28 protein-coding genes and 3 pseudogenes are annotated in these 23,965 nt (G+C 34.0%); 27 read left to right on the forward strand and 4 right to left on the reverse strand.

Going from position 1 to position 23,965, the window contains the following annotated elements; genetic code table 11:
- Positions 1–35 precede the first annotated feature (35 nt).
- The 3 genes and pseudogenes from LXM54_RS10960 to LXM54_RS10970 all read left to right on the forward strand — a co-directional run.
- On the forward strand, positions 36–296 hold the full coding sequence (locus LXM54_RS10960; RefSeq protein WP_233315219.1) for a hypothetical protein: 261 nt from the start codon (positions 36–38) through the stop codon (positions 294–296).
- A gap of 206 nt (positions 297–502) precedes the next feature.
- The gene (locus LXM54_RS10965; RefSeq protein WP_233315220.1) at positions 503–1,012 is read left to right on the forward strand and encodes an ankyrin repeat domain-containing protein; all 510 of its coding nucleotides are present in this window, start codon (positions 503–505) and stop codon (positions 1,010–1,012) included.
- 659 nt (positions 1,013–1,671) lie between these two features.
- A pseudogene (locus LXM54_RS10970) lies at positions 1,672–1,837 on the forward strand (recombinase family protein); the annotation flags it as partial.
- An 11-nt stretch (positions 1,838–1,848) separates the two neighbouring features.
- Here LXM54_RS10970 and LXM54_RS10975 read toward each other — a convergent pair.
- A pseudogene (locus tag LXM54_RS10975) lies at positions 1,849–1,926 on the reverse strand (recombinase family protein); the annotation flags it as partial.
- Positions 1,927–2,371: 445 nt separating this feature from the next.
- On the opposite strand from LXM54_RS10975, the gene LXM54_RS10980 reads away from it, so the two are divergent.
- From LXM54_RS10980 to LXM54_RS11035, 12 genes and pseudogenes are all read left to right on the forward strand, one after another.
- Positions 2,372–2,776, forward strand: coding sequence for a DUF302 domain-containing protein (locus LXM54_RS10980; protein ID WP_233315221.1), 405 nt, complete (start codon positions 2,372–2,374; stop codon positions 2,774–2,776).
- Positions 2,777–2,996: 220 nt separating this feature from the next.
- Positions 2,997–3,257 (forward strand): metal-sensitive transcriptional regulator, encoded by a 261-nt coding sequence (locus tag LXM54_RS10985; protein ID WP_127742315.1) that lies wholly within the window; start codon positions 2,997–2,999, stop codon positions 3,255–3,257.
- Positions 3,258–3,333: 76 nt separating this feature from the next.
- A complete protein-coding gene (locus tag LXM54_RS10990) occupies positions 3,334–3,561 on the forward strand; it encodes a sulfurtransferase TusA family protein (protein ID WP_233315222.1) in 228 nt (75 codons plus the stop codon).
- Positions 3,562–3,620: 59 nt separating this feature from the next.
- Complete coding sequence (locus tag LXM54_RS10995) at positions 3,621–4,100, forward strand: DsrE/DsrF/DrsH-like family protein (RefSeq protein WP_233315223.1); 480 nt, start codon at positions 3,621–3,623, stop codon at positions 4,098–4,100.
- Between the two features lie 44 nt (positions 4,101–4,144).
- Entirely contained in the window at positions 4,145–4,507 is a 363-nt protein-coding gene (locus tag LXM54_RS11000) for a rhodanese-like domain-containing protein (protein WP_233315224.1), read from the forward strand.
- Positions 4,508–4,534: 27 nt separating this feature from the next.
- Positions 4,535–4,831, forward strand: a complete 297-nt coding sequence (locus tag LXM54_RS11005) for a rhodanese-like domain-containing protein (RefSeq protein ID WP_127742323.1) — start codon at positions 4,535–4,537, stop codon at positions 4,829–4,831.
- A gap of 53 nt (positions 4,832–4,884) precedes the next feature.
- Complete coding sequence (locus LXM54_RS11010; RefSeq protein ID WP_233315225.1) at positions 4,885–5,460, forward strand: sulfurtransferase TusA family protein; 576 nt, start codon at positions 4,885–4,887, stop codon at positions 5,458–5,460.
- An 18-nt stretch (positions 5,461–5,478) separates the two neighbouring features.
- Complete coding sequence (locus LXM54_RS11015; RefSeq protein WP_233315226.1) at positions 5,479–5,874, forward strand: DsrE/DsrF/DrsH-like family protein; 396 nt, start codon at positions 5,479–5,481, stop codon at positions 5,872–5,874.
- Between the two features lie 39 nt (positions 5,875–5,913).
- Positions 5,914–7,048, forward strand: a pseudogene (locus LXM54_RS11020) (MBL fold metallo-hydrolase); the annotation flags it as partial.
- A gap of 23 nt (positions 7,049–7,071) precedes the next feature.
- Positions 7,072–7,299, forward strand: coding sequence for a sulfurtransferase TusA family protein (locus LXM54_RS11025; RefSeq protein WP_233315227.1), 228 nt, complete (start codon positions 7,072–7,074; stop codon positions 7,297–7,299).
- A gap of 49 nt (positions 7,300–7,348) precedes the next feature.
- The gene (locus LXM54_RS11030; protein ID WP_233315228.1) at positions 7,349–8,125 is read left to right on the forward strand and encodes a sulfite exporter TauE/SafE family protein; all 777 of its coding nucleotides are present in this window, start codon (positions 7,349–7,351) and stop codon (positions 8,123–8,125) included.
- A gap of 489 nt (positions 8,126–8,614) precedes the next feature.
- On the forward strand, positions 8,615–9,085 hold the full coding sequence (locus tag LXM54_RS11035) for a ferritin-like domain-containing protein (protein ID WP_442780458.1): 471 nt from the start codon (positions 8,615–8,617) through the stop codon (positions 9,083–9,085).
- A 41-nt stretch (positions 9,086–9,126) separates the two neighbouring features.
- Here LXM54_RS11035 and LXM54_RS11040 read toward each other — a convergent pair whose 3' ends face one another.
- Positions 9,127–9,837 carry a DUF421 domain-containing protein gene (locus tag LXM54_RS11040; protein ID WP_233315229.1) on the reverse strand — a complete coding sequence of 237 codons (711 nt, stop codon included), beginning with the start codon at positions 9,835–9,837 and terminating at the stop codon, positions 9,127–9,129.
- Positions 9,838–10,645: 808 nt separating this feature from the next.
- On the opposite strand from LXM54_RS11040, the gene LXM54_RS11045 reads away from it, so the two are divergent.
- From LXM54_RS11045 to LXM54_RS11055, 3 genes are all read left to right on the forward strand, one after another.
- Positions 10,646–11,587 carry a DUF1672 family protein gene (locus LXM54_RS11045; RefSeq protein WP_233315230.1) on the forward strand — a complete coding sequence of 314 codons (942 nt, stop codon included), beginning with the start codon at positions 10,646–10,648 and terminating at the stop codon, positions 11,585–11,587.
- Between the two features lie 13 nt (positions 11,588–11,600).
- Positions 11,601–13,712: an SA1320 family protein gene (locus tag LXM54_RS11050; protein ID WP_233315231.1), complete on the forward strand. Its 2,112-nt coding sequence runs from the start codon at positions 11,601–11,603 to the stop codon at positions 13,710–13,712.
- A gap of 104 nt (positions 13,713–13,816) precedes the next feature.
- On the forward strand, positions 13,817–14,098 hold the full coding sequence (locus LXM54_RS11055; protein ID WP_233315232.1) for a hypothetical protein: 282 nt from the start codon (positions 13,817–13,819) through the stop codon (positions 14,096–14,098).
- A 143-nt stretch (positions 14,099–14,241) separates the two neighbouring features.
- On the opposite strand, the gene LXM54_RS11060 is transcribed toward LXM54_RS11055, so the two are convergent.
- Positions 14,242–14,712, reverse strand: coding sequence for an SHOCT domain-containing protein (locus tag LXM54_RS11060; RefSeq protein WP_233315233.1), 471 nt, complete (start codon positions 14,710–14,712; stop codon positions 14,242–14,244).
- A gap of 1,109 nt (positions 14,713–15,821) precedes the next feature.
- Between LXM54_RS11060 and LXM54_RS11065 the strand changes: the two genes are divergently transcribed.
- The 3 genes from LXM54_RS11065 to LXM54_RS11075 all read left to right on the forward strand — a co-directional run bounded on the left by LXM54_RS11065 (position 15,822) and on the right by LXM54_RS11075 (position 17,719).
- On the forward strand, positions 15,822–16,142 hold the full coding sequence (locus LXM54_RS11065) for a hypothetical protein (protein WP_233315234.1): 321 nt from the start codon (positions 15,822–15,824) through the stop codon (positions 16,140–16,142).
- 5 nt (positions 16,143–16,147) lie between these two features.
- Positions 16,148–16,591, forward strand: coding sequence for an FAD-dependent monooxygenase (locus LXM54_RS11070; RefSeq protein WP_233315235.1), 444 nt, complete (start codon positions 16,148–16,150; stop codon positions 16,589–16,591).
- Positions 16,592–16,963: 372 nt separating this feature from the next.
- Positions 16,964–17,719, forward strand: a complete 756-nt coding sequence (locus LXM54_RS11075; protein WP_233315236.1) for an SDR family oxidoreductase — start codon at positions 16,964–16,966, stop codon at positions 17,717–17,719.
- 453 nt (positions 17,720–18,172) lie between these two features.
- Here LXM54_RS11075 and LXM54_RS11080 read toward each other — a convergent pair whose 3' ends face one another.
- Positions 18,173–18,535, reverse strand: a complete 363-nt coding sequence (locus LXM54_RS11080) for a hypothetical protein (protein ID WP_233315237.1) — start codon at positions 18,533–18,535, stop codon at positions 18,173–18,175.
- 437 nt (positions 18,536–18,972) lie between these two features.
- On the opposite strand from LXM54_RS11080, the gene bla reads away from it, so the two are divergent.
- The 6 genes from bla to LXM54_RS11110 all read left to right on the forward strand — a co-directional run bounded on the left by bla (position 18,973) and on the right by LXM54_RS11110 (position 23,882).
- Entirely contained in the window at positions 18,973–19,947 is a 975-nt protein-coding gene (gene bla, locus LXM54_RS11085) for a class A beta-lactamase (protein ID WP_233315238.1), read from the forward strand.
- Between the two features lie 93 nt (positions 19,948–20,040).
- Entirely contained in the window at positions 20,041–20,643 is a 603-nt protein-coding gene (locus LXM54_RS11090) for a hypothetical protein (protein ID WP_233315239.1), read from the forward strand.
- A gap of 272 nt (positions 20,644–20,915) precedes the next feature.
- On the forward strand, positions 20,916–21,602 hold the full coding sequence (locus LXM54_RS11095; protein WP_233315240.1) for a hypothetical protein: 687 nt from the start codon (positions 20,916–20,918) through the stop codon (positions 21,600–21,602).
- A 342-nt stretch (positions 21,603–21,944) separates the two neighbouring features.
- Positions 21,945–22,226 carry a hypothetical protein gene (locus tag LXM54_RS11100; protein ID WP_233315241.1) on the forward strand — a complete coding sequence of 94 codons (282 nt, stop codon included), beginning with the start codon at positions 21,945–21,947 and terminating at the stop codon, positions 22,224–22,226.
- Positions 22,227–22,315: 89 nt separating this feature from the next.
- Positions 22,316–22,783, forward strand: coding sequence for an Imm6 family immunity protein (locus tag LXM54_RS11105; RefSeq protein WP_233315242.1), 468 nt, complete (start codon positions 22,316–22,318; stop codon positions 22,781–22,783).
- A gap of 358 nt (positions 22,784–23,141) precedes the next feature.
- Positions 23,142–23,882 (forward strand): hypothetical protein, encoded by a 741-nt coding sequence (locus LXM54_RS11110; RefSeq protein WP_233315243.1) that lies wholly within the window; start codon positions 23,142–23,144, stop codon positions 23,880–23,882.
- Positions 23,883–23,965 lie beyond the last annotated feature (83 nt).

Below are 23,965 nucleotides of genomic sequence, written 5' to 3' on the forward strand. Positions count from 1 at the left end.
GAAAAGAGCGTTATAAACTTATTGATGCCGATAAGATGAATAAGCTTAAAAATGGTATACAGAATAATACTTTTAGTGTAGATGAGCTGTCTCAGATTAGAAAAAAGATGTCTGAATTAGGCATTACTAAAGAATATGATGAAGTATTAATTAAAATGGATTTTGGCAAATATCTCAAAGGACTAATAGGTGATCCACCTACTATTATGATAGATCCACATGCACATCATATTTTATTTAAAAAGGGTTTAGGTGAGGCTCAACAAAAACTCGTTCAAGAAGGTCAAGAATATTAAGGAAAAATGGTATTGAGCCTGTAATTGGGAAAAAAATTTAGTTTGGGCACCAAATAGAGTTTCCGGACAACATAGTTTTGCAGCTCTTGAAAATGTTGTTAAGCAGTTGATGCGGCTGGTGCAGACATAGATGATATCATAGAAATACTAGAAGACCTTGGAAAACAAACTGCTTCAAGGAAATAGAGGTTAAAGGAGAAATTAATATGGATAAGAATCAATTTGCTAAAGATATTAGAAGTGCCATAAAAAGTGGTCAATTGGAAACTTTAAGAGATTTACTTGAGAAAGAACCAGAAATGTTAACATGGATGACACCTTTTGGTACTTGGTTACATGTAGCGACAGCACATGGACATTTAGAGATAGTAGAATATCTTATTAATGCTGGAATAGATATTAATGCACAAGGTGGAACTTTCTCTACAAATGCTCTTGAAAGAGCGATTGCAAAAGGACATTTAGATATTGCTGATTATCTAATTAGCAAGAATGTGGAGATTGATATTAGTGAACCAGATAGAAATCCTCTTTTTGCTGCAATATATGGTGGGCATTTGGAGATTGTTAAATTATTAGTTGAGAATAATATAAATATATCTATTAAATACACTGGAGAAACCATGAAAGATATGGATGCTTATGCATTTGCCATAGAAAGAGGACAAACAGAAATTGCTGAATATTTAAAACGAATGATGGATGAAAAAGAATAAATAAAGAGTTACGGTATAAAATCCTACAATAAAGAAATTAATAGGCTCATTTGTTTAAGATAGAATTTATAACTATAAAGCACTTGATTATCTTTTAGGCAACAAGTGCTTTTTTGTATGGAACGTACTCGTTAGATAACATAAATAATGACTGTATGAAATTCATAGCTCATGAAGGTAGTACCCTCATGGCATTCTGTTTTAGTACTGTGTTTGTGAAAATAATAAGATAAATAGGCGAGATGACATATTACATGTCAAGAAGACTTATGATACTGAAAAACCCACAAACTAAAAACAATGACAAAGCTCGTAATGCTAAAGGTGATAACGATACGGATACATAAAGATAGTGAATAATAAAAAGTGAAGATTTTTGAGTGAAACAATAAGAATGTGATTTGTTTGAGAAGCGAAAGCTCATGATGGTTGTACCATCATGGAGTATCATTTTAATACTTGGATAGTAAGAAAAGTACGATAATTAGGCGAGATGACATTTTATATGGTGGATAAAAAGTAGGTTACGTAAGAAGGTTACTAGTTTAGCATCAGGGCAGACAAAAATTGGGTTGTATTTTTACAAGAGACGGTCGTATAATACTCGCTATTCGTTTAAAAAGCGTTACATAAATTTTAATTACCGTAACGGGAGAAAGTTGAACGTTGTTGGATATATACGAGTCTCAACTCAAGGGCAGGCAAGAGATGGATATAGCTTGAAATAGCAAGAAGAGGAAATTAAAGCATATTGTAAGGAACAAGGGCTTAAACTTGATTCATATTTTTAGAGATGAAGGAATTAGTGGCGCCAAACTAAATGAATAAGCATTAGAAATTTCTCGTTGTACCAGTACCTTCATTATATCTGACCGCCATAATCGGCTTGTGTTCAGCACCACCAAATAGGTTACTTAAAGTGTGTAGCAAATACGGTACTTAGTATTAATGCAAGCGCTGTACCCTTGGCCATAAGAAAGAATTTAAGAGTAATCTGTATTTATTTAAAAGGTTTTATAGGAAGAATTTAGCCCATCGTATGTCTGAGAAAATAACAATGAGAAATTGAGCTTTGGGCAATTCAATTCCAAATGGGAGAAGAGATATTGGATTGATTATGGTACAAGTCTCATCAACTTTGATTTATTGGTCGAAGATGGGCTAGTATTTTAATGAAAAAATTGATGGATGGAATGAACGTTGAAGGCAGATAATAGTAGTAACTTGTTTAGAATTTATGTAATAGATTAACCTGTAAATTTAAATATCCAAGTTAAATTTTTAAAGTAGTTAAATTTAATAAACAGTACACCTGGAAAAAGCAGTGATTATCAAAAAGAAAAGAAGGTAGTGTTAAGTGTGTTTGATTATACAGTTCATACAAATAAAAGCGTAAATCATGCTATTAATAGGTTAGAGGCAAGCTTAAAAGAAGAAAAATTCGGTGTTTTGTGGATGTTTGATATTAAGGAAAAGCTTCAAGAGAAAGGGTTAGAATTTCAAAAAGAGTTTAAAGTTCTAGAAGTATGCAACCCAGATGAAGCACATAGGGTGCTGCACGTAAATGGAATGGCTGGATACTTTTTACCTTGTAAAATTGTTGTTTATGAAGATAATGGACAAACTAAAATAGGAATGCCTAGGCCAACAGCACTAATAAGCCTTCTAAATGATAATGACATGGAGTTATTTGCTAAAGATATAGAAGAACGCTTAATTAGATGTATTGATAAAAGTATCATGATAAACGGACTTACTTCTTAACGCCCTATATCCTTTTTACCGCTAAACTAATAGCGGTCTTTTTTATAAAATATATTATTGACAATATACCTCGCGGGGTATATTATAAAACTTGTCAGTGAAAATATTTCAACTGCTGATACTTTATAAATGAAAATCCTGATATAAAATGAAAAATTAAAACACTAATTATAAGTGGCATCATTACATGATTATTTACTATAAAAAGAGGTGAACAAAAATGGATTATAATGAACAAATAAAAAATAGAGTAAAGCGTATAGAAGGGCAGTTAAGAGGAATTTTGAAAATGATGGAAGAGAATAAAGATTGCAAGGAAGTAATTACACAATTATCTGCATCAAGAACTGGAATTGACCGAACAATAGGATTGATTGTTAGTTCAAATTTAATTGAATGTGTTCGGGAAGCTGATAAAAATGGTGAGAATACAGAGGAATTAGTAAAAGAAGCTGTAAACCTACTTGTAAAAAGCAGATAAGAAAGAGTTGCCACCTTCTCTTTTTTAATTATTATTATACCCATAGGGGTAGTGGTATTAGAAAGGGTGATTACTAGTGAAATTCGACAAATTGTTAGATGCAAAAGGATTAGCATGTCCGATGCCAATTGTAAAAACAAAGAAGGCAATGACTGTACTTGAAACTGGTCAAATATTAGAAATTCATACAACAGATAAAGGGGCAATAAATGATCTTTCAGCCTGGTCTAAAACAGTAGGTCACGAATTATTGAGTCAAAAAGAAGAAAATGGTGTATTGAAGTTTTGGATTAAAAAGGGATAATTTTTGCTTTTTATAATACCCATGCGGGTATGGGTTAAATTAATACTGGAGGTAACAATATGACTGAAAAGAAAAAAACAACCATTGTACTATTTAGTGGTGATTATGATAAAGCAATGGCTGCTTACATTATAGCTAATGGTGCTGCAGCTTATGATCATGAAGTAACTATTTTTCACACTTTTTGGGGTTTAAATGCTTTACGTAAGGACGAAGATATTGCAGTAAAAAAAGGGGTTATGGAAAGAATGTTTGGCAAGATGATGCCTAGAGGTGCTGATAAAATGGGGTTATCAAAAATGAACTTTGCTGGATTGGGTCCTAAGCTGATTAAGGATATTATGAAAAAGCATAACGCTATGTCTTTACCACAATTAATTGAAATGGCTCAAGAACAAGATGTAAAACTTGTAGCTTGTACCATGACAATGGATTTATTAGGACTAAAACAAGAAGAGTTATTAGGTAACATAGAATATGCAGGTGTTGCTGCTTATTTAGCGGATGCTGAGGATGGAAATGTTAATCTATTTATCTAACTATATAAAAGTAAAAGTTCTCTTGATTAAAAGGAGGTTTTAATATGACATATTTAAATTATCTTGTCCTTGCATTGGTACTATTTTTCATAATGAGAAGGTTTTTACCAATAAAGGGAATTAACAATATTACCACTAATCAATTAAAAAAAGAAATAAATAATAAGAACAAACAATTTGTGGATGTTCGAACAAATGGAGAGTTTAAAGGAAACCATATTAAAGGTTTTAAAAATATACCACTCCATCAACTAGCTCAAATAGCAGAAAAAGACCTTTCAAAGGAAAAAGAAGTTATCGTAATTTGTCAAAGTGGAATGAGAAGTCAACGAGCAAGTAAAGTCTTAAAAAGGTTAGGTTTTAAAAACGTAACTAACGTCAAAGGCGGCATGGGTGCTTGGTTTTAAAATAAACAGAAGGAGAAGAACTAACTAATGAAACAAATGACTGTAAAAGAAGTAGAGGCTCTAATAAACGAAGGAAAGAAATTAAATATTATTGATGTGCGAGAGGTGGATGAAGTTGCCACTGGGAAAATACCAAGTGCTATAAATATCCCATTAGGTTTAGTTGAGTTTCGCATGCATGAATTAGATAAGACTATTGAATATATCATCGTTTGCCGTTCTGGTGCAAGAAGTGGTCGTGCCACACAATTCCTTGAAGATTATGGATTTAATGTGATTAATATGACTGGTGGAATGCTTGCTTGGGAAGGAAAAGTAGAATAAATTTTTTTAAAACTAATAATACCCTAACAGGTATAAGTGATGGAGGCTGAAAAATGGAGAACTTAAAAGCAAATACAATTTTAGATGCAAAAGGTTTAGCATGTCCGATGCCAATTGTTAAAACAAAAAAAGAAATGAAAAACTTAGAGGCAGGGCAAGTATTGGAAGTTCAAGCGACGGATAAAGGCTCTAAAGCAGACATGAAAGCGTGGGCTGAAAGCACTGGACATCAATATCTAGGAACAATAGAAGAAGGGGAAGTGCTGAAGCATTATTTGCGTAAATCTTCTAATGAAGAATCGAATGAAAAAAAACACCCAAATATTATTAGCAATGAAGAACTAGAAAAGAAAATAGATGTGGATAAGAACATTGTAGTTATTGATGTTAGAGAAAATGCAGAATTTGCTTTTAACCATATTCCTAACGCTATCTCTATCCCATTGGGAGAATTGGAAAACAAAATGAATGTTTTAAACAAAAATGATGAAATTTATATAGTTTGTCGAACAGGAAATCGTAGCGATCTTGCTGCACAAAAGTTAACTGAAAATGGATTTAATAATGTAATTAATGTTGAACAAGGTATGAGTCAATGGAGTGGGAAAATAAGTAGTATAAATGATTAAAAAATGGGGGAATTAACGATGAACAAAAAAGTAGCAATTATTGCAAGTAATGGTGGATTATTTGATGCTTATAAGGTTTTTAACATTGCAACTGCGGCAGCAGCAACTGATCAAGAAGTATCTGTTTTCTTTACTTTTGAAGGGTTGAATTTGATTCATAAGGAAGCATATAAGCACTTAATCATGCCTGAAGGTAAAGAACAGCTTGCTGAAGGATTTATTAAAGCGAATGTACCTTCCATTCCGGAATTAGTGTCTATGGCAAAAGAAATGGGAGTTAATTTTATAGGCTGTCAAATGACAATGGATGTTATGGGATTAGAAAAAGAAAATTTTGTCGATGGAATGGAAGTAGGCGGAGCAGTAACATTTTTGGAATTTGCAAAGGATGCAGATGTAACTTTAACTTTTTAAAATTATATATTTTTTTAAATAAAATAATACCATAGGGGGTATAAAGGTGACTGTTTCTGTAATGACTTCAAAAGATGTGACGAAAAAAGTTTTAAATAAAGAAGAGTTGTTTATTCTTGATGTTCGTAATGAGAGTGATTTTAACGATTGGAAGATTGAAGGGGAAAACTTTGAATATTTAAATGTTCCTTATTTTGAATTACTTGATGGTGTGGATGACATTATAGGTGAAATCTCCACTAAGAAAGAAGTACTAGTTGTTTGTGCAAAGGAAGGTTCATCTGTAATGGTAGCAGAAATGCTTTCTGATGTTGGATTAAATGTTTCCTATTTAAAGGGTGGAATGAAAAAGTGGAGTGAACATTTAGAACCGGTTAAAATAGGTGACTTGAATGATGGTGGCGAAATTTATCAATTTGTTCGAGTTGGTAAAGGCTGTCTATCTTACATGGTGTTATCGGAAGGAGAAGCAGCAGTAATCGATTCAACGCGTATGACGGATATCTATCTTGATTTTGCAGTAAACAAAAATGTAAAAATTACACACGTATTTGATACGCACCTTCATGCTGACCATATTTCCGGAGGACGTACAATTGCAGAGAAAACTGGTGCTGACTATTGGTTACCACCTAAGGATGCAACGGAAGTGACTTTTGCTTACCAACCATTAGAAAACGGAAATGATGTAACCATTGGTAATACAACTATTAATATTACGGCTTTGTATTCACCTGGACATACGATTGGTTCTACTTCATTTATTGTGGATAATAAATACTTGCTGTCAGGTGATATTTTGTTCATTGATTCTATCGGAAGACCCGATCTGGCAGGTATGGCGGAAGACTGGGTCAGTGATTTAAGAGAGACTTTATATAAACGCTACAAAGAATTGTCAGAAGAACTAATTGTTCTACCAGCACACTTTATGATTATAGACGAGTTAAATGAGGATGGTAGTGTTGCAGAAAAACTTGGAAAATTGTTTACCAAAAATCATGGACTGAATATCGATGATGAAAATGAGTTTAGAAAATTAGTAACAGAAAAATTGCCGCCACAACCAAATGCATATCAAGAAATTCGTGAAACAAATATGGGGAAAGTTAACCCGGAATTAGAGAAACAACGAGAGATGGAAATTGGACCTAACCGTTGTGCCGTTCGTTAATTATAAAATAGGAGGAATAACAAATGGATTCAAATAAAGTATTAGATGCTAAAGGCTTAGCGTGCCCAATGCCGATTGTAAAGACAAAAAAAGCAATGGGAGATATTGACACAGGTGAAGTATTAGAAGTCCACACAACGGATAAAGGAGCGCTAAACGATTTAACAGCCTGGGCTAAATCAGGAGGACATGAGTTATTAAAGCATGAAAACGAAAATGGAGTGTTAAAATTCTGGATTAAAAAGGGTTGAAAATAAAGGGGACCAATAAGGTTCCCTTTTTCTAAAGAGGTGTAACAAAATGGATATAACTTTTATAGCTACAATTTTTGTTATTGGATTTGTTGGTTCTTTTATTTCTGGGATGTTAGGAATTGGTGGTGCTATCATCAACTATCCCATGTTGCTATATATACCGGTAATGTTAGGCGTAGGACATTTTACAGCTCATGAAGTTTCAGGGATTACAGCCATTCAAGTGTTTTTTGCGACACTCGGAGGTGTTTTAGCCTATCGTAAGGATGGATTTCTAAATAAAAAATTGATTATTTACATGGGAGTAAGCATTTTAACTGGAAGCTTTATAGGGGGACTAAGTTCTACTCATATGCCGGAGAATGGAATAAATATTGTTTATGGAATCTTAGCTCTTATTGCCGTTATTATGATGTTTATTCCTAAAAAAGGGGTTGATGATGTTCATTTTAATCAAGTAAGGTTTAACAAATGGCTTGCATCCTTGTTTGCGTTCATAGTGGGTATTGGTGCGGGTATTGTAGGTGCAGGAGGAGCATTCCTGTTAGTTCCTATTATGCTAGTAGTCCTAAAAATACCAACAAGAATGACGATTGCATCCTCCTTGGCCATTACATTGATTTCATCTATAGGAGCTGTTTCAGGGAAAATCGCAACAGGAAATATACCTATACTACCTGCTTTTATTATGGTTGTGGCAAGCTTAATTGCTTCGCCTATAGGTGCCAACATGGGTAAAAAATTGAATACAAAAGTGTTACAAGGCACAATGGGTCTATTAATTTTAGCAACTGCAGTGAAGACTTGGATGTCAATTCTATAGAGAAAAATTATGAAATTTTAAAGTTAAGTAACATATTTTATTTTAAACAAGTAGGCTCTTTCTTCTTTATTGGTTTGGACAATTAAAATGACATAAATAAGTTTTACAGAACTGCAGGAATCTGCAGTTTTTCCTATTCTATGGTAAGTTAAATCACTAAGATTAGTTAGAAGGTAGGCAACAGTGCACTGCAAAAGAAAGTTATTGGGAATTAAAATATATTCGAAAAGTAAACAATATGTTTTCTCCTATATTAGATGTAGTCTGATCTTCAGCTACACGAATACCTAATTTTAAATAGACAACCTTCTATTACCTGCTTCATGCATAAAATAAGTTAAAAATTGGAGGTAAATACACATGTATCGTTCTGTAACGACTGGCCTGGATGGAGTAATCTACCAAGGCTATTCTCATGCTCATCATGGTCCTTGGGGTCAACCTTTACACTGCGCTGGTCCTTCCTGTCATGTTCACTACGGTCAGAAGATGTTTAACATACAACATCCACCCCATTATCCATTTAATTACTATCAATTTCTTGGTCCAATCGTTCCACCAGCTCATAGACAAAATGACATAATCCCTTTAATTGAGAAATCTATAGATGGTGAATTTTCTGCAATAGCTTGCTATCAACAACTAATAAATATGGCACCAACAAGAGAACAAAAAGAAATAATCACTGAAATTAGGAAAGATGAAATGAGACATTTAAATACCTTTTCTAAAATTTATAGTCAACTAACAGGGCAAAAATATAATCCAAAAATAACTGAAGAGTGTCCTAATAAATTTAAAGCAGGATTAAATTTTGCTTTTCATGATGAACAAAAGACAGTTGACCATTATTTAGAAATAAGTTCCAAAACTGATAATGAATATATTAGAGAGCAATATAAAAGAGCAGCCAGTGACGAACAAAACCATGCGGTATGGTTTCTATATTTTTTAAAGTAATATTCATTACTCATTAATGTAAAGATGAAACGAATTTGATACTACTCTTTATCAATAGGTGAGCTAATAAAGTCATTGTAGCGATCAATATAAAGATTATTTTGAACAAGTAGAACGGCATAAAACACATCTTTTAATTCTAGTTGACGTTCCTTGAGTTCATCATCCAACCACTGTGTTGAAAGGTTATTTTGTAGCAAATTTTCTTCTATGACCGTTCCATCCATAATTAACTCTATAGGAAGCCTTTTTTCAGAAGATATATATAAGTGCATGTCCTGCATGGTAACATTTCTATACTGTGGTTTTTTTAATACCGTTAAAGTACCTTTTGTCTCCACTAATGCATATAACACTTCCTGTATATTAAAGACATCTTTCTCTCTTAGCTGTTGATTTAAATAGTCAATTGTATAACGCATTTTTTTCATATTATCTTCTAATATCTTTCCATTTTGTATAACTACAGTAGGATCTCCTGATAGAAATTTTCTTAATTTACGATTTTTCATCGCTATCACCGCAGTTAATATAGCTGTAAAAATAAAAATGAAAAAGGCAAGGAGTAAGTGATGTATTTTAATATCTAAGTTAAAAGCCAAATTACCTGTGATTGCTCCTATAGAAATAGCAGAAATAAAATCAAAAATTCTCATTTGGGAAATGGTCTGCTTTCCTAATAAACGGGAGCCAATTAATAACATAATAAATGCACCTATAGAACGCAGGATAACCTCATAATGTTCAGCCATTGGTTCCTCCTAAGATAATTTCATATTTTGTATTTTTTACTAATGGTTAGTTATTATTCCAGATGAATTACTGTATAGATAAAATTCATAAATGTGTTAAAGAAAAATATGGAGATAAGGAGGGATTTAAGATGAATATGTTATCTTATACAAGACATAAAGGTGTTGGTCATTTTGGACATGTGGGCCCGATTGGACACATTGGTATCAGTGTAATTGGGCATCTGTAGGTCCTATTGCTCCTATAGGCTATGTTGGAACCCCATATTGGTTCGCTAAGCCATATGGTTATGCTCTTGTAACCATAATTTTTTAAAGTAGTAATATTTCTATTGCAAAAAGGAGAAAGGAGACAAAATTTAAGTAAAGTTAGGTTAATTCTCTTTTTTCTACATATCTTTTTTTGTTAATATTGGGGTTTAAGAATTGTAATAGATATGGTAGTGTTTTTTATGAATTAACTAAAGTCATAATGAGAATGTGAACTTTTACACTTAAACTAACAGGGGCTTTAGTAAAAAAAGATACAAAAAGAAAATGAGCTTGGAGATATATTCTCCAGCTCATTTTATTTTTGTATTTTAAATCAACCTTTACCTTTAACATAGCCTTTATTTACAGAAGAGAAGGCAGCATTACTAAAACACACGCGTTGTCTTGTATTGTATTATTGTATTTAGCTCCTTCCAGACTTTCATCCTATTTCTGCGTAAAAAGGGTAATTTTTCACCTTTTTAATTGTAAATATATAACTTTATCAGCTACAATAATAGGTATGGCACAGTCCTTTAGGGAGGATATACTAACTATGGTTAAGAATACAAAATTTTTGCTCTGCACTATTGGGTTATCAATAATGCTTGGAGGATGTTCGGGTATGAATAGTACAAATACTAATAATGAAAATGAAGAAGTTAAAGAAACACAAGCTGGAACTTCTAGTGACAGCTTGGTGAGCGTTCAGGATTACACAGGTGAAGGTTATGCTCTTCCATATGGAAAAGAAACCGATATACTTGCTGAAGAGAATCGGAACCAGATAGAAGAAGCAACTATAAAGTATTTTAAGGATAACTATAAAACTGATGTTTATGTACATAATGTAGTCGGTAGCCGTGATGGGGCAACGATTTTTGTAGAATCTAAAGGGAATCTACATTTCTATACGTATGCGGTTGTACCAATTGAGGAACAAGGAAAGCAAGTGTTGACAGATAAAATTTGGGCAGATGAATTCCAGGTAGAAAATGCTATTAAAGGCGGATTATATCACATGATCTTTAGTGATGAATTCAAGAAGCTCGATAGTTACCTTGAGTCGCTTGCAGCAAAAGGGCAAATTACTGGCAAAACTATAGAAGCCCTCCAAAATGTTGGCGGACATGGATATATGACTCCATATTACTTTATAGCGCTAACAAGTAAAGAAGAGGCGATTAAACCAGTTTATGACCTATATATAAGCAATCCTAATGAAAGTGTAGAAAATTTGCGGAATGCCTATGATGAGAACATGTTTAACGCCGAAAATTTCAAAATTAATATTCAATTATTTATGACTGATAAGCAGGCAAAACCAAGTGAAGAAATATTTAATCAAGTCACAAAAGAGTTAGAGGAAATGGACTCAATACCTAATGGTACCTACAGTTTCTCGCTCAATGATAACTTCATAGATAAACAGAGTGCTGAAGGTGCTAAGGAAAACTCTTTAAAACGTGGTTTCCCGGATTACATTACTAAGGAATAAAGCAGGTGAATATATGGAGACACTTAAAGGTTCACCAAATATAAATACAAATATAGCAAATAATGATAAAGATTTAGTTGAACTTGCAGGCTTACATGCATATACCTATCCGCTTTTTGAATCGGTAATACAAGTAAATGATACAGATTATACAGTTATTGATACCCATTATGAAGATCCAACCGGCCTTGATTCTATGACAGTTGTAAATATGGAGACAGAGGAAATATCCATTATTTATGTCGGAACAGATGCTAGTGGAAAATATGGCAAGCAGGATATCATTACAGATGCGCAGCTTTTAAGTGACCTTACTCCTGTACAGCTAGAAGCAGCAAGAAATTATTACACAGAAATGAACCAAAAATATAAGAACGTGGGCGGCGTTAAATCTATTGCAGGTAATTCCCTTGGTGGAGGGCTAGTTGGTGCAGTAGCGGTAGAGAATCCAGAAGTAAATGCGGTTACTTTAAACCCCGCCCTTCTTCCTGAAGGGATGGTGGATCCTAATCAAACTTATGATAATATCACAAACTACTTCAGCAGCTACGATGTACTGACTCAGACTTTAATCGCTTTAAATCTTCATGACCGTATTCCAGGTAAGCAGTATGAAATTTTCAATGGTATTCCTGAGTTTTCAAAGCTTGCTACAAACCATACAGGATATTTAAGAAATGAAGATGGCTCCCAGTTCTATGTGATAGGAGAAGTAGGAAAGCCGGGATATGGCAGGATTTATATCGATGCGGATTCACACATTGTATCTAGTATATGGACGGGGGTTCCTCTATATGGTGGACACTCAGACCGCATTGAAATAAATAAAGAAAACCTGGATATACTTGCCGCCTCTCTGCAAAACAATGTGATGGAAAGACTGAACCTTGTTCACGAATATCTTGGCAATTCGGTTGCCATTGTGGAGGATGAAAGTAATCGTTTTAACGAGCGGCTTAATGGGCTGCAGAATACTTTCGAGCATTTGTTTGAAAACATGATCAGTGAGCCGCTATTTCTTGGCATCACTTCATTAAGCAATAGATTGACAGCGGAAATTGATTATTTAATTTCATTATTAAATATCGCAGAAAGCCAAAGCAAATCATTGAATTACATATTAAATTCTCCACCGGCAGAGCTTCTTGAGCATATCTTCAAGACAAATGTCAGTGTAGAAAGCTTGTTTTCAGAGATTCGCAACAATCTATACGAACTAAAGGCTGATATTCATAACATCTCAAGAAACATTATTAACATTATCTCAGATAAAATTCCCGAACTATTTAGAGGCGGAAAGGATGCCTGGTATGATGCAGTAGTCGGTGAGTTAAATGCCCATTATGGTATTGTCAATACTAACAGAGATATACTTCTTTCTCATATTAGGGAATTCAAAAAGCAAGTACAGGATGTTGCCACAAACTTTCAAATGCGTGATCAATCTCTCGGGCAATCTATTAAAAGTAAATCTACTCATTCCGACTCGATTTCAGTACAGGGAACTAATAATTACAAGTTGGAAGATTCCCCTTACATGGAATGGAAGATGAAGATTAAGGAAATCCAATTAGATACTTCTTACACTTCCTTTACTTTATCGACTCAGGCACTGCTTTACCCTGTTCTGGAAAAAGGACAGATTTTGACTTTCGCCATCGAAAGCACATTAGAAATCCTATCATCAAGTATAAAAGGAGCGACCCATCTTGCTCTAAGTCAAACCATTCCAGGGAAGTTACTTAGTCTCTTTTCAGACTTTGATGATAAAATCCGAACCGGTGTCGCTAACACTCTAAAGCCATTGGATGAACTAGCCGCTACCATCGAAGGGGTCCGTAAAGGATTAGGCCGTTTAATTAATGAATATCCAACTCTACTAAACAATTTTAGACCTTATGTAGAAAGTGCCATATTTAATAATAGTGGTTATTTTAATGTTCATCTTTATAACCTGGCATCTATCGCCATTTTAAGAGAGATGCAAATGCTATTTAATGATGTGGTTTATCAATTAGGAAACAACAAAGCTGAAGCAATTGAAGTATTATGTGAAGTATCCATGAAATTGAAGGAAAATATGGGCATTTTTTATGAACAGGTGAATCGTGGGACATTAAACTGACTTATTCAGCAAGAACCCTCAAGTATATTGGGGGTTTCTTCAAGTTGTGCAATAATGCTAATTATAATGTAACTTTTCTCCATAACTTGAAGGAGGGTACCGGAATGAAGTTGTACTATAAGGAAGAATACTTAGGTGACATTCAGGATGTAAATAGAGAAGGCGCTTGGGTATATGGAACTTTCAAACCGACAGCAAACATAAAAAGATATAAAACATTCTTAGAAGCTCTTACAAATGAAGAACATGATTTTGAAGAAGACCAATTTGATGCAGAATGGTTAAATGAGAGCAACTGGTTTATCGCTGATGACCAGGGGAATAAAGAGGGAATAGAAACTCCTGCTGTTTTTAAAGATGGGAATATAAATTGGCGTTGGAGATAATCGAATAGAGGATAGTGAAAAAGCTGCTGTTTGCGGCTTATTTTGTAGTTAACTTAATATTAATAAAAAAGTATACCTAAGATCGTTGGCGTATCAGTATGCACAGAAATAGCCCTGCTCAATGAGCGGGGCATTTTTTATATTTATAATCCCAATAATTGATTTTTCTTTTGTTGAAATTCTTCTTCTGATATAATCCCATCGTCTAATAATGCTTTAAACTTACGAATTTCTTCTGCTGTATCTGTCTTTGTTTCTGATAGAATCGTAGGTTGATGCTTAGATGCTAAGATTTCTTCTACATAAGACTTTATTTCATCAGCCATTTTTTGTTCCTTCTTAGCAAACATAACTGTGTTTTCATCTTGTGTAGCGGCCATAAGTCCACCTTTACTTTCCCTGCTTCCCAGAATTACAAATTGAATATAACCATTTGTTAATGCACCAGCTTTTTTCATTTGTACACCGGAAATATTGTTTATATCAATTGACTTTTCCCCATCTAAGCCATGATTAGCAAAGTTCAATAAACCTTTTCTTTTAATTCTTAAGAAATTCCCCTCAAGTGTAACTGTTGTTTTTCCAGCCGCTTTAAATTCGAGTACTTTAGACATAGTATATTTCTCCTTATAATAATAATATCCGTTTAAATAATAAAACTTATAGTGAAAAAAGCATATAGATTCGACAAAATTAGACAAATAGTAATTTTATACATCTTCAATCGAATACTACAGTCATCCATCTAAACTTTTAATAACCTAGCTAATTTAAAGCTTGATGTATACACTTTTGAGCAGAAAGTTTAGGATACGGAGAAATTATTTTGCTAGTAACGGAGAAGAATGAGAGTAGAACTATATTGAAAAAGAAAGAGTCTGCTATTATTTCATTTAAAATCTAAGAAAAACGGAATGTACAGTTTTTATTAGATTTAGAAACATTTTATCAAATTTAGAAGTAAATGTAATGCGTTTATGTGAAGAATTCTTCATATAACCGTAAATTGAAGGTCAAGAATATTACTTGCCCCTATTGAAAACGTTGATGAGAGCCTTGTAGAACAATTTGTAGATGGGTTCTATCAAATAAGACAAGTTAATAGGTCTACTGCGGAAAGACTAATGACAATCTTAGAACAATTAGATGAAAATCAGATACCAGGATTAATTCGTAATCATGCTCAGCTAGAGGTTTTTAGGGATCCTCAACACTTTCACAACTGAAGAATATATTCTATCACTTTATCCCGAATGACACATATTGTATATAGTCAATCAATATAAACCAGCACTATATAACAAACATAGGCAGCTACCTTTTATAAAATTAGGGTAGCTGCTTAACTATTTATGAAAACAAAGGATGCGAGCCAATGCTGTAATCAGTAGAAAAGAATACTCTTATATAACAATCTGGTGCAGGATAGCTTAATTGCTAAACAGAGTAACTTCCAAAATAAGAGTAATTGGAGCATCTTTTTCAAAAAATTAACATATTGTTTATGTTAGTAGGGCTTAATGAAAATGAATAAAAGCTATCTACACCTGCGGGGAAAATCCTCCAACAGACGGACTCAGCTCTAATTGGCCGCAAGTATGGACTTGACAATGTTGCCATTGAGCGAGGAAAACTCTTAGAGTTGCTAATAAACTCCTTAGGTCTAGCACAAATTGTTCATACCGGAAAGACTTGTATACGTTTTGAACAAAGTGACTCCCGTGTGAAAGTGTGGTTTGAAGACGGTACATCAGAGGAAGAAGATTTACTAATTGCTGCGGACGGTATTCATTCTACCATTCGTGATACTCTAATGCCAAGTGTTAAACCAAGGTATGCGGGATACACCTGTTGGAGAGCTGTTGTAGAGACTAAACCGAACTTGAGAGGATACAATCCGAAAGTATTTATAGAAACTTGGGGCCGCAAGGGACGCTTTGGTTTGGTTCCTTTACAGGACAATCGAATCTATTGGTTCACATGCGTTAATGCCAAAGTTGAGAATTCTCCATTAAGAAACTTTTCTGTAACAGAACTTCATTAAGATATTTGAAGGTTGAAGGTTACCATGATCCAATCCCTGAGATACTGGCGCAAACCTCTGATAACCAATTGCTCAACCATGATATTTATGATCTGCCACCAATTAGCCGCTTTGTATTCGGAAACATTGTTTTGCTTGGTGACTCGGCACATGCTATGACGCCAAATTTGGGGCAAGGGGCTGGACAGTCTATTGAAGATGCAATCATCCTCGCAGGTCATTTAAAGACAAGTCCTACAATTAAGGAAGCATTGGAAAGATATGAACAAGAACGAACTGGACGGACAAGTGCAATTACCAGAATGTCAAATCGAATTGGAGTGGTTGCACAGCTGAATGACCGCGTTTCTGTAACTCTTCGAGATGCATTATTCCCTCATGTTCCATCCATAATTATGGAAAAACAGTTGAAATACCTCTATGAAGTGAATCTTGAGGGGTTACTTTGAATATTTCTCCCTTTATATAGACTGCTATAGCTAAGAAAAGTTTTACGTTTTTTATGATTTGAATACTTTGGTAATTGAAGTGAACTTAGCTTAACCTTAGGAAAATCAGCATCCTGAAGATATTGCTGATTGCTCTGCTATTTCTGCTGGAATTTCGTTTTTCTTTCGGGGGTAAAATGGAGAAGAAATCGAAGAAACGCCAATGTTTCATTTAGCTTAGCTTTAATCTGTTTATTGTTATCCATTTATATAATTAGATTTCTAGCTGCCATTTGGTGGCTTATTTTGTATCACTCTAATAAGACGTATAAAGCAGTAGACAAATGAATAATAAAATATTAAGAAATAGTCCTCAGAAGGGTCGTGTTCTACGTGAGAGTGTTGGTAACAGGTTCAACAGGTTATTTAGGTTCCGCCTTGCTGTTACGTCTAAAAGATACAGAATACAAAGTGAAGATAACATCTAGAAATAGACCTCAAGATTGGCAACAGTTCGAGTGGATTTACAGCGACTTGGTATCAGGAGAGGGATTGGAAGAGGCTGTAAAGGATGTGGATGTCATCATCCATGCAGCAACAAGCCCGATGAAAAACGTCAAAAAGGTAGAAATAGAAGGCTTACGAAATCTGTTGAGTAAGATACAACATATACAGCACTTTATTTACCCCTCCATCGTGGGTATCGAAGAAATACCGTGGAAATACTATCAACTGAAGTTGGAAGCGGAAGAATTGTTAAGTAAAAGTACTGTTCCTTACACTATTGCACGTGCCACGCAATTTCATGGCTTTGTGGAAAACTTACTTTTATCCAAACCTCTCTTTAACAGATATGTCATTCCAGGGAGATGGAAAGTGCAGAGTGTAGACGTGCATGAATTTGCAACCCATCTAATTGATTTGGTGAATAATGGTCCCAAAGGAAGGGTGGAGGATTATGGCGGACCTGAGATAATGACAATTAGAGAGATGGCTGAAGTAAAAATAAACGCGAAGAAGGAAAAGAAGACAGTATTTGATGTTTCTTTGCCGGGGAGGTTATCCAAGGCTTTCATTGATGGAAAGAACACAAATATAAATAATCAGAAGGGGGAAGTTACCTTCGAACAGTTTCTGCGTAATAAGTAGAACAAAGTGATAATACAAAGAGTAAAAGAGGAATTTCTTTCTATTTTAAAATTGCTTAGGCCTAATAATTTCATTTTAATGTTTTTTAATAGCTTCGACCTCGATTGTTGTATTGATTTTATCTATAGTATTTTGGCTCATAAGATATTTAAGAAAGAAAACGAAATAAAATCACTATCTAGTCTTAATAAAAAGGGTATACTAGGAGCGTTCTTCTGTTGACCCTTCATTGTTCAGATAGAAAATAGTAATATTACATGGGGTTTTTAAGCAAAAACCCTTCTTCAAGCGTTCGTTCGTATGAATCGGTTCAAAACTCGTTTTTATATAGCGTGTTAAGCACCTCAAGATTTTACTCTATTTATATAAAAAGTACTATATTCATCTCAGTTAAATTATTAAAGGTTTGATTATAAAGGAATCAAAATACGAAAATACTTACTCCTTCATCCGTTAACTTATCAATGAATTGGAGTTGTCCTCAAAAGTATCTAACCTCTTTAAAGAAATCACAACATTAAAGTGGCTTTTTAATAAAGACCAATAGTCTGGATAGATGTAAATAAAGTCTTGCATCACTTCTTCGGAGTAATATAGCAGGTAATCTATTTTTTCTATTTCGAATTTTTCCAAATCGTATAAAAGGGCGTGTTGGATGGTGTAATACTCATTAATCTGATATATATTTGGTTTAACAATATTCAGGTTGTTTGTTTGGATGTATTTTAACAAGTTCTGTTTTTGTAGGCATACACTATCTTCTTTCGATAACCCCCCTAAGGATATCCGTTCATTTATGAAATAAATAGCATTCATACAATTCCTCCGTAATTCATGTTATTTCAATGATTGACAGAATTTGTATGGAATATTCTTGCTATTTACCAATAAAGAAATTTATAATTAATAAATCGTTAGTAGGAATTTGGTTAGTCAATTATATGTAATTAGAAAAAACCTTTAGACTGGCTAACAGGCTTAAATGTACCAAGACAATAATTAAACTAAACGTTATCGTTCTGTTATAAATTGGGATACTATAAAACAAAAAATATTGACATTATTGGATTAGATATGAAATACTACATTTGTGGTATTTAGTGTGTATTCAGTAAAACTGCTTGCATGTTCAATTCGTACATAGGAGCTTAATAACATAATTAGGAGGTCTACATTTATGAAATAAGTTAAATGATTCGGCTGCTATCCAGGAGAACATTTAAAAAATTTTTTAGGAAAGAGGTTGAATTTTTATGAAATCATTAAGCAACATACTTAACACTTCCACACTCAGAAAAATTGTGATTTTACTATTTCTTTCTTGTGCAACGCTTGGTTATTCAAACAATAACGTTCAAGCTGAGTTAACTAAACACAAAAAACAAGAAACTGTCACTAATTATAAGTTTGCGAAGCTTGAAGATAAATATGATGCTAAACTTGGTGTTTTTGCGTTGGATACTGGCACCAACCAAACAGTAAGCTATCATCCAGATGAGCGTTTTGCATATACATCTACTCATAAGGCTTTAGCTGTAGGAGCACTTTTACAACAGAAATCAATAGAAGATCTTAATCAAAGAATTTTCTATACACGTGAGGATCTTGTTAATTATAATCCCATTACAGAAAAGCATGTTGAGACGGGAATGACTCTGAAGGAGCTTTCTGATGCATCTCTCCGATACAGTGACAATACTGCTGGAAACCTCATCCTCAAACAACTGGGGGGACCACTTGGATTTAAAAAAGCATTGGAGAATATCGGAGATAATGTTACCAATCCTGAGCGATTTGAGCCAGATTTAAATGAAGTTAATCCTGGTGAGACTCATGATACTAGTACACCAAGAGCACTTGCGACTAGTCTTCAGGCTTTTACATTGGGAGATACACTTCCAACAGAGAAACGTGAACTTTTACTAGATTGGATGAAGAGAAATACTACTGGAGATAAGTTAATTCGTGCTGGAGTGCCGAAAGGTTGGGTTGTGGCTGATAAGACTGGAGCAGGATCATATGGTACACGAAATGACATTGCGATTATTTGGCCAACAAAAGGAGATCCTATTGTTCTTGCTGTACTTTCGAGTCGCGATAAAAAAGATGCTGATTATAACGACGAACTTATTGCTGAGGCAACAAAAGAAGTGATTAAGGCCATAAAAAATAAAAATAAAATTAATGCCAAAGATGAAGATTGGCGCCAGCAATGGCAAGAGGAATAAGAAGAATTCTCTTCTTTCAATTATAAGGAGACTGAACTTTTTTCGCGACTCCTGTTCCTTTTTAGTTCGAATTTGATTTTTAAGGGGGGTAACATGACGAAGAAGCTAAAAAAGAAAAAGAGGTTAACACGCGGAACTTGGCTAGGTAAGGATAGAAGGGAAATTATTGCTGGCCTAGTCGCATTTACTGGATTGTTATTCTTCATTATAACGCTAATTCTATGGGGGATATCCGAGCTAAGCGATGAAAACTTCATTTTTTCGGAAATGCTTGGTTCTTTTAGTGCTGCAAGCCTTTGTCTCTGCTTTGGTATTATTTTTATAGCCTTGATTATTGGGGCAGGAAATTGGTTTGCAAAGATCATTTGTTTACTTATTACCGTGTTAATGATGATAACGAGCTATTCATTTATAGAAACTTCCATAAATCTTTATAAAGATAAAACAGTTTTTGAAAACAAACAGTTTGAAACGGTTGTAGCAACACCAATTGGAGCGGAGTTTGATGACGCTGACTATGGAACTGAAATTCTAATGGAATTAGAATTTAATAATCTCACGTTAGACGTGTACAGCTTCAATATATCAAAAAATTATTACCAAGAAAACTTATCAGGAAAGACTCTAGAAATTTCCTACCTCCCAAATAGTCGTTATGCAGTTAGTATTAAGGAATATCTAATTGAAGCAGAATGAGTTTTATTTTTATTTTTTTAAAATAGAAGCTTAATAAAGCTGCCACAAGTTTCAAGATACATTATTTTCAATAAGACATTAAATTATGACATGCTTTTGCCCGAATCATCGTTCAGATATTTTTGAACGATTTTAATTTCAACCAATTTATATGCATTCAATTTGTCAAAGAAGGTTAATCAGCTAAAACGATTATTGTGATATAATCAATTGTATATAATTTGATTAATTTACATCAATTGGTATTTCGGTCGAAAGGAATGACTTATCAAATGAAGATGTTTTCTAGGTTAATTGGTTTACTTGGCGTTTTAATACTGTTGGGAGGATGCTTTGGTAAGGCAAGCGAAGAAACCAGTAATACATCAGGTAATTCTGCACCGAAGCAAACGGAAGAATCCTCGGAGAAAGACAAAAACACTCATACCAGCGAGGGTGAAAAAACAGACACGAACGAATCAACTAACACCATCTCGAAAGAACCAGCCAATTCTGGTTCTGAGGACAAATCAAATGAAAGTAACGACTCAAACACAAGTGATAAAGAAAACAAAGATCCGCTAGCTCCGTATTCCAGTGAACAAATCGAATATGCACGCGTTTGGTTGCAACTTGGAGCAAATCAGGATATAGATGAATTAAATATTCGACATATACCTGTTGGAGAACCCATCAATCCCAATATCGATAACAGCGCCACCTACCCAGAAGGCGTTATACAATTATCAGGGTCTCGTCTAATCGACGGATCCATAACCTATAAAGGGAACGGCGATGGCACAATAAATGTTTATAACGCACCAATGCGTTGGGAAGCACCTCCACCCGATGTAGATGAAAAAACACTTCAAGAAGATACAGAAGAGATACTCAACAACACTAAAAAGATTTATATCGAACCTGCAGAGGGTGAGAATATTATAAAATTAATTAATCTTCAGAGGCCATATCGCAATTAAAAAACCTCAATGAGTCCTTCTGTATAAAAGGCCTCATTGAGGTTTATATACCGTGAAAAACATGACAATTTAAAGAAGAATCACTAATAAAATATAGCCTGAAAAAAATCGAGATTCTATTAATTGGTATATTAATAGTAAAAAGATACGTCTTTGTTCCTTACTGACATTAGTGTATATTTATGTCTTATTCAGATTAGTATTATCCATACCAATGAGCTGTTGTATGGTTAGATAATTTCTTTTGTTCCAAATATTGATAACACTTGAAATAACCACATCCATCAGTAACTATAAAAATTCTTACTAATTTGTCTCGATAATGAAGAAGAAGGGTGTAAAATGAAGTTATACTTTAAAGAGAAATACATAGGTGGCATTCTGGATGTAAATAGAGAAGGTTCTTGGGTATATGGAATATTCAAACCGACAGGAAATTATGAAAAGTATAAAACATTTTTTGAGGCTCTTACGAATGAAGACAATGTGTTTGATGAAGACCAATTTGATGCAGAATGGTTAGATGAAAGCAATTGGTATATTGCTGATGATCAGGGGAATAAAGAAGGAATTGAGATTCCTGCTGTTTATCCAGATGGGGATATAAATTGGCGTTGGAGATAAGAAAAAAGTGAATAGTAGTGAAAAGAATGGCAATTTACGGATTTTAAATTTTATGCTGTAGTGAAGTGAATGATTGGTAGGGATTTACTATGGAAGAACATACATTTAGCCATTTAACAGATGAAGGAAAAGTACTCTTTTTTATTCTGCTATCAAAAGAAATTTTAAGTGACTTTTCACAGATTGAAGATAGACAGCTAGCACAAAATGCTCTTTCAAAATGTTTGGAATGGGTAAAAAACAACGAAGAAATTGGTTACGAACTTTATGATCTATTAGACGATGAAGAGAATGGCATAACAATTATTCAAGAAATGTCCAAAAATGAGAAAGATAGTGCTGCCTGGAATTGCATTATTGATACAGTTGCTTATACATGTCGCAAAGCAATGGAAAAAGAAGGTGTAATATACTTTCCAGAACCAATTGCCCAAGTGGATGATACAATAGTGGAACATTTTATTAGCTCTATCGAACAAGTTAAAGGTGATTCTACTTTGTTGCTTATAAAGAAAACGTTCGAACGACTACTTTTATCCACCTTAGATAAAGAATAAAACATATAATAATTTATCTGATTTTAAGGATGCCGATATAATAGATTTCGGCATTTTTTTATTGCATATTTAAAATATGCGGGCTAAGAACCTTATGTATTGACTAAGGAATTTCCATTGAATGTTCATTATTTTTTAAGATAAATTTCCTAACTTTAGGGAAATTCTAATAGTTAAAAGGAATAATCTATTAATGTGAAATAAATAGAATAAGGAGAAATGGTTAAATAGCAGGATGATCTTAAACTAGTAAAGGAAATAAAAGACATCCGTAGGATAAAGTGATTTGTGGATATACCCAAATATTGTATAGATAGGTATAATAATGAAGTACATAATTGAGGGGGAACCAACACAGATGAAAAAGAAAATAGTTAGATTCACAAGCGTCTTAGCTCTACCACTGTTGTTGCTTGTTGGATGCAGTGAATCTACCGATAACGGAGAAGCAAGCAAGACTAAAGAAACGAAAGCAGAGGCAGTGTCTAAGAAAAGTATGGAAAATGAAGTGAAAGAGAAGACTCTATCTAAGGAAAGTGCTGACACTGAAGAACAAACCGAAGAAACTACGGAGAATGCGGCTGCAGAAAGTACAAGCACTCCTCAACAAACGGAAGATCAAAACAACTTTTCTGAAAACGGTGTAAACACAACTACAGCTATCAGCCAAAATGCCATGCTTGAGGAATTCAACTACATGAGCTATGAAAATGCACGTTTTGGTTTTATTGTTCAGTATCCTGATACATTTAAAGCAGGACGGGCACCAGATAATGGTGATGGATTAGGATTTAGTAATGGGGAAGCTGAGATTTCAGCATATGGAAGTTTTGATGTTTTACAGGATAATCTCCAATCTTACTATGAATTTTCTACAGATGATGCAGTAAATCCTATTGCCTTACAAAAAAGAGGGGACAATTACTTTATCGTATCTTTTATAGATGCAAATGATAATATCGTGTATCAGAAGAGCAAGCTGCAAGCTGGTGTCATCTCAACAGTAAAGCTAACATACCCAGCTAGCCAGAAAGAAAAGTACGATGAAATGGTTAATCATGTGGTGGATACCTTTGTTCCATCAAGTGGCGATCGGTAAGTAAAAACTACCGGTATAGAATAACCAGTAATTATTAAGTAGGTAAATACCTTACCTGTTATTGCTCACGACTTCACAGGACT

The organism is Bacillus sp. Au-Bac7 (genome assembly GCF_021341655.1).
GTDB lineage: Bacteria > Bacillota > Bacilli > Bacillales > Cytobacillaceae > Niallia.